The sequence below is a fragment of the Frankia sp. CcWB2 genome (assembly GCF_977927585.1).
In genome coordinates this window covers 24,178-30,659 of record NZ_CDWRCM010000022.1, presented here as the reverse complement: position 1 = coordinate 30,659, position 6,482 = coordinate 24,178, and the positions used below count along the sequence as shown (strand labels likewise).

General features: G+C 70.0%; 5 protein-coding genes and 2 pseudogenes. 6 read left to right on the top strand and 1 reads right to left on the bottom strand.

Annotation, left to right across the window (positions count from 1 at the left end):
• From ACY45C_RS04375 to ACY45C_RS04360, 4 genes and pseudogenes are all read left to right on the top strand, one after another.
• A pseudogene (locus ACY45C_RS04375) lies at positions 1-330 on the top strand (LysR family transcriptional regulator); the annotation flags it as partial.
• Positions 331-583: 253 nt separating this feature from the next.
• Positions 584-1,816 (top strand): annotated as a pseudogene (locus ACY45C_RS04370) (AMP-dependent synthetase/ligase); the annotation flags it as partial.
• 100 nt (positions 1,817-1,916) lie between these two features.
• Positions 1,917-2,381 carry a hypothetical protein gene (locus ACY45C_RS04365; protein WP_462186358.1) on the top strand — a complete coding sequence of 155 codons (465 nt, stop codon included), beginning with the start codon at positions 1,917-1,919 and terminating at the stop codon, positions 2,379-2,381.
• 358 nt (positions 2,382-2,739) lie between these two features.
• Entirely contained in the window at positions 2,740-3,975 is a 1,236-nt protein-coding gene (locus ACY45C_RS04360; protein WP_462186357.1) for a beta-ketoacyl-[acyl-carrier-protein] synthase family protein, read from the top strand.
• A 487-nt stretch (positions 3,976-4,462) separates the two neighbouring features.
• Here the strand turns inward: ACY45C_RS04360 and ACY45C_RS04355 are convergent, their stop codons facing one another.
• Complete coding sequence (locus tag ACY45C_RS04355) at positions 4,463-5,002, bottom strand: DUF4389 domain-containing protein (RefSeq protein WP_462186356.1); 540 nt, start codon at positions 5,000-5,002, stop codon at positions 4,463-4,465.
• 572 nt (positions 5,003-5,574) lie between these two features.
• Between ACY45C_RS04355 and ACY45C_RS04350 the strand changes: the two genes are divergently transcribed.
• Positions 5,575-6,090, top strand: a complete 516-nt coding sequence (locus tag ACY45C_RS04350; protein ID WP_462186355.1) for a hydrogenase maturation nickel metallochaperone HypA/HybF — start codon at positions 5,575-5,577, stop codon at positions 6,088-6,090.
• A partial coding sequence (locus ACY45C_RS04345; protein WP_462186354.1) for a GTP-binding protein occupies positions 6,042-6,482 on the top strand: 441 nt, incomplete at its 3' end. The genes ACY45C_RS04350 and ACY45C_RS04345, both read left to right, overlap by 49 nt.

The window sequence follows — 6,482 nt, the reverse complement described above, 5'->3', positions numbered from 1 at the left end:
ACCGGCATCGTCGTCACGACCAGGCCGGTGGTGGCCTTCGCGTCGGCGGATCGCGGCGCGCACGTGCCCACGAAGGGCCCCGTCGCGGTGCGGCTCGTCGATCCGGTACCGACTGTCGGCGCGTACGCGGTCTGGCGTCCGGATCCGCAGCCCGTCGTCACGGCCTTCCTCAACAGCCTCGACGCCGCCGGGCCGTTCCTGGGCCCGCCGTCCCTGGATCCGTCCAGGTCAGACGAGCCGGCGACCGGCCCGGCACCAAGGCCGCGGAGCACGCCCGCGGCCCTGACCTCGGTGACCGCCGGTGCGTGCTCGCTGATCCGGCAGGCCTGAAGACCGGCACGTTTGAAGATCGGTGCTCCTGAACAATGGATCGATCAAAGAAAACCATCGTGGCCAGCTCCACAGCGACGTCCGTACCCATTCACATGGGCTGGAAAGACGGTTAGCATGAAGAAGCGGCTGGGCTTGTCCCGTTCCACTCGCGGTGCCATTCGGAGCGATGGGGCGATGTCGGAACGTCTTTGTCATCGTCTTTTCTGCCGCATTTAATAGGGGATTTTTCGTCGACCATCCGGGCTGATCTATGCGTGTCCGGGAACGGGGATCAACTGTGAACATTCTGCGGGTGCCCGGAGGTACTGAGCTGCCCGCCGACCGAGGGTTGGCCGCCGCCGTCCTTACTGAGGTCGCCACGGTCGCCGACCGGCCGGTCCTGGCCCGCCAGGTGGACGGAGGCTGGCGCGATGTGACCGCGGGCCGGTTCTGCTCAGACGTCGTGGCCGTCGCCAGGGGCTTGGTGGCGCACGACGTCGGGGTTGGCGACCGGGTTGCGATCATGGGTCGGACCGGTTACGGCTGGGCCGTTGCCGACTTCGCGATCTGGAGCATCGGCGCGGTCACCGTCCCCGTCTACCCGACCTCCTCGGCCCACCAGGTCGACCACATCATCAGTGACTCCAAGGCCTCGTGGTGCTTCGTCGAGACACCCGACCACGAGCGCCTGGTCCTGTCCGCGGGTCTTCCCGCGACGCACGTCTGGTCCCTGGACGAGGCTGTGTCGGCACTCGGCACCGCCGGTCAGTCCGTCGCGGAGTCCGAGGTGCTCCGGCGCCGGGACGCGGTCCGGGCCGACGACCTCGCGACGATCCTCTACACCAGCGGGACGACCGGCGTGCCGAAGGGCTGCCTGCTGACCCACGCGAACGTCTTCTCTGCCGCCGTCAACTCGGTGGAACGGCTGGACTCGGTGATGCGTCCGGCCACCGGCTCGGCCAGTACCATTCTGTTCCTCCCGCTCTCGCACGTGTTCGGGCGCGTAACCATGATCGGGTGCCTGTGGGCCGGAGTGCGGACGGCCCTGCTGCCGGACCCCGGGGGCCTCGTCGCGGCGCTGCACACCTTCCGCCCCACCTTCCTGATTACTGTTCCGTCGGCGCTGGAGAAGATGCGCAAGGGCGCGCGGGCGGCGGCGGGCGGACTCTCGGGGCGCCTGTTCGCCGAGGCCGAACGGACCGCCTGCGCGCTGGGTCGGGCCCGGCGTGGGCAGGGCGGCCTGGGGCTCGTCACGCGGCTTCAGGCCCCGCTGTTCGACCGGCTGGTGTACCGCCGGTTGCGCGCGGCGTTCGGCGGGCGACTGCGGCACGTCGTGTGCGGGGGAGCGACGCTCGACCCCTCCACGGCCGAGTTCCTCACCGGGGTCGGGGTGTACGTCCTCGGCGCGTACGGGCTGACCGAGGCGTCGACGGCCGTCAGCATCAGCGATCCCGGGCTCGACCGGCCGGGCAGCACGGGCCGTCCGCTGCCGGCGACCACCGTCGCGATCAGCGACGAGGACGAGGTCCTGGTGACCGGGCCGCAGGTCTCGTCGGGCTACTGGCCGGATCGGACGGGCGTGCACGAGCCGTGGTTGCGCACCGGTGACCTCGGTCGGCTCGACGACGAAGGGTATCTCCACATCACCGGTCGGATCAAAGAGATCATTATCACTACCGGGGGGGAAGAACGTCTCGCCGGCACCGCTGGAGGACCGCATCCGGCTGCACCCGCTGGTCAGCAACGCCATAGTGATCGGGGAGAACCGGCCGTTCGTGACGGCCCTCGTGACCCTCGACCGGGCCGCCGTACAGGCCTGGGCCCGGCGGGGCGGTCACGAGCTGGACGAGGCCGCCGCCCACACCGACCCTCGGCTGGCCGCCGAGGTCAGCGCCGCGGTCGACGCGGCGAACGCGCAGGTCTCGCGGGCCGAGTCGGTGCGGAAGTTCCGCCTCCTGAGCCACGACTTCACCATCCAGGGCGGCCAGCTCCCCCCGTCGTTGAAGCTTCGCCGTGCCGTGATCGAGGAGGAGAACGCCAAGGAGATCGAGGAGCTGTACGCGTCCTGACCGCCCGGCACTGGCCCGGCACTGACGTCCGCCCGCCTGGATCTCGGCGCATCGAAACGGAGCCGCACGTGGATTCCGCCGCACCGCCCCTGGGAGCACCGGATCGGCCCGTACAGTCCGACCCGGGCATGGAACCGCCCGACCACACCTGGCTGCGCGGCCTGGTGAGCAAGGCGTTCACTCCGCGCACGATCGAGGGGATGCGGCCGCGGGCCGAGCAGGTCGTCGACGACCTGCTGAGCCGCCTCATCCACCGGGGCCTGACGTCGCTGCCGCTGAGCCTCACTCCCGGAGGCGTCGCGTGAGCATCGAGACGACCGACCCGACGGCGGACAGGCGGACGACAGCCAGGCAGGGGGTGGACCGGCAGGCGGCGCGGCAGGTGGTGGTCACCGGTCTCGGGGCCACGACACCGCTCGGCGGCGATGTCGCGTCGACGTGGAGTGGCGTGCTGGCCGGCCGGTCCGGGATCCGCCGGCTCGATGAGCCGTGGGCGCAGTCGCTGCCGGTCCGCATCGCGGCGCCGGTGGCCGTCGAGCCGCCGCTCGGCCGGGTGGAGGCACGCACGCTCGACCGGGGGCAGCGGCTCGCCCTCGTCGCCGCCCGGGAAGCCTGGGCCGACGCGGGCACCCCCACGCCGGAGTCGGAACGTTTCGCCGTCGTCGTCGGCTCCGGGGTCGGCGGCCTCACCACCCTGCTTGACCAGTACGACGTGTTCCGGGAGCGCGGGGCGCGCCGGGTGTCCCCGCACCTGGTGCCGATGCTCATGCCGAACGGACCGGCCGCGGCGGTGGGTCTCGCGCTCGGTGCCCGCGCCGGGGTGCACGCTCCGGTGAGCGCCTGCGCGTCCGGTGCGGAGGCCATCGCCACCGCGGTCGACCTGATCCAGGCCGGTCGGGCGGATGTCGTCGTCGCCGGTGGAACGGAGGCCGCCGTCCATCCGCTCCCGCTCGCGGGATTCGCGCAGATGCAGGCGCTGTCCCGCCGGGAGGACCCGCCGGAGTCGGCGTCCCGGCCGTTCGACAAGGCCCGGGACGGATGCGTGCTCGGCGAGGGTGCCGGGATGTTCGTCCTGGAGGCCGCCGAGCACGCCCGCGCTCGCGGCGCCCGGGTCTACACGACCGTGGCCGGCGCGGGGGTCAGCGCCGACGCCTATCACGTCGCCGCCCCCGACCCGACGGGAGCCGGGGCGGCGCGGGCCGTGCGCCGGGCGTTGCACGCCGCCGGTCTTGACCCGGCGGACGTGGTGCACGTGAACGCGCATGCCTCAGGGACACCGGCTGGGGATCTCGCCGAGAGCCGCGCGCTGCGCGGCGCGCTGGGCGCGGCGCTCGACGGTGTCGCGGTGACGTCGACGAAGTCGATGACCGGACATCTGCTGGGCGCGGCCGGCGCGGTGGAGGCGGTGCTCTGCGTGCTGACGTTGCGGGAGCGGACGATCCCGGCGACCCGCAACCTCGAGGCGATCGACGACGAGATCACGCTGGACGTGGTGACGATGGACAACCGGCCGATCCGGACCGGCGCGGCGCTGTCGACGTCGTTCGGCTTCGGTGGCCACGATGTCTGCCTCGCCTTCATCCCCTGGCCCTAACATCCCCTGGCCCTGACCGTCGGTCGCCTCGCCGTGGTCGGTACGTCTGGCCCGAGCGGACACCGGGCGGCCATGGCGGGACCATCGGGTGCGCACGATGCTCAGAAAGTCGCCATGCACATGTTGCCAAAGATCCGACTAGCCGTAACCATTGGCCCGTGATGTCCTACGAACAGGTACTGCAGGTGTCCGATCCGCTCGAGCGAGCCGCGTTGGCAGATGATCTGATGTGGGCTGATCATCCGCGCAGGCTGGATCTGCGCACAGCACGTGGGGTAGCCATTCGAGAGGAGTTGGAGGCGGGGCGGTCGGCCGACGACGTCGCTCGCCGACTCGTCGTCACCGTGGCCGATCTGACCTGGATGGCCGCGCCTGCGGCATCCGCCGTAGCTTGATCCGTCGAGGGCCGGTCGGACAACGGCGTCCGCCGACCCGAACCCCACTGCCGGTCGTCCACCCTCGGAACCGTGCCGTCGTCCGTGGCCTTTCAGGGCCGCAGTCGGAACGGTGGGTAGTCGTCCGTGGTCAGAATGATCGCGTAGCAGACCACCCGGTTCGTCCAGCGCAGCACGCCGACGACGAAGTCGAACAGTCCCCGCGGGAGGCGTCCGGTGAGGAGCACGGCGAACCAGCCGACGATCATCGCCGCCACCGTCGCGATGTACAGGAAGAACAGCGCGATGTAGTGCGGGACCGCCAGCAGCCACTTGACCAGGGGTAGCCAGCGGTTCAGCCGCGCGGCGTCCGGATAGGGAATCGTCAGGTGGACGGCCTGTTCGTCCTCCGTCGAGGGATATTCGTCCCGCAGCAGAGTGAGATAGGCCACGACCCGGTTCGTGAAACTCAGTAGGGCGACATGCCAGTCGAACCACCACCGCGGGTACCTCTGTCGGAGAAGAATCAGCAGCAGGGGAGCGAAGAACAGCAGCCCGCCGCCGAACACCGCGCTGTTTCTGTCGTATCCTGTACCGCCGACTGCCGCGAGGACGACCGCGATCGGGATGACCATGAGAATTCGAAAGAACACGGTGAGTCGATCGCGCTCCCCTGCCGGGTAGTCGACCTCGAAGGGGACGTAATGAAGTAACTTGCGCGTTTCGAACCCTCCACAGGCCTGTGACCTGCGATGATGCTCTCGATCGCGTATTTGTTACTTCATTACGTCCCCATAGCCGGGGTGTCGCGGCTCTACGCTGAATGTCTCCTGGTCGGTCATGGCTGCTCCCTGGTAAATCGGTAACCTCGTCCTGCTGGCTCATTGTCGGTCGGCGGTGCCGGGCGCGAGAGAGCCATGGGTCCCCCTTTTTCGGTCGGATCGGACCGAGGCGGCCACGGCGAACCATCCGGCTGATGGTGTTCTTTGCCGCTACCCTGCCATCAGCAAGATTGGTGCGAAATATGTCCTTTTGTGCAGTCCTGTCGTTTTTATCGAGAAGAGGGCATCGAGAAAGGGACGCTGTCAGCAGAGTGACGACGGCCATGATCTGTCAGGTCGCCCGCGAGGACTGTCCTCAACGCCGGGCGGTAGTCCTCGACACCGAACGGGTAGGGAGACCGACGGGCCGGCCGCGAGCGGCGGCGCTCCAGTGATGCCGCGGAGTGCGGGCCGCGCCGGAGCAGGTGCGGGCGCCGGTCGACGAGGACAGGAACCCCGGTGGTGTGAACGCCCGACGTCACGCCGTGCCGGGCGCCGAGGAGCCGCGGATGCACGAGCTGGCGATCATCCAGAACGTCGTGGACACGATCGTGGAACGGATCGGGGCGGCGCGGGCCACGGCGGTTCACCTGGTCATCGGGCAGGTGTCCGGCGTCGTGCCCGGCTCCGTCCGGTTCTGTTTCGACCTGGTGGCAGCGGGCACGCCGGTCGAAGGCGCTCGCCTGGAGATCGACGAACCGCCGGGCCGTGCCCGTTGCCGGCGGTGCGGCGCCACGTTCGAGGCCGACGACCTCCTGCTCCTGGTGCTCTGCCCGTGCGGCAGCGCCGACGTCGAGGTGGTCGGTGGCGACGAGCTGATGATCGAGGCGGTCGAGGTGACACCCGTGCCGAGCGGCGGAGGTGATGTGGGATGTGTGGAACCTGCGGGTGTGACGACGCCGCGCCGCCGCCCCGACTAACCTCCCTCACCTCCGTCGACCCTGTTGGCCCGGTCGGCCCGGTCCTCGTCAGTCCCGGCCCGGCGCATGACGGCCACGCGCATGACGGGGGGACCTCGTCGCGCACCGTGGTCGTCGAGGAGCGGGTGCTGGCCAGGAACGACATGCTCGCCGAGGCGAACCGCCGCCGCCTGCTCGCTCGTGACGTGCTGGCGATCAACCTGATGAGCTCGCCGGGATCGGGCAAGACGACGCTGCTGGAGCGGACCGTCCGCGAGTTCGGCGTGAGCGTGCCGATCGCGGTGGTTGAAGGTGATCAGGAGAGCATCCGGGACGCCGAGCGCATCCGGTCCACGGGGGCTCCCGTCGTCCAGATCAACACTGGTCGTGGCTGCCATCTTGATGCGGCCATG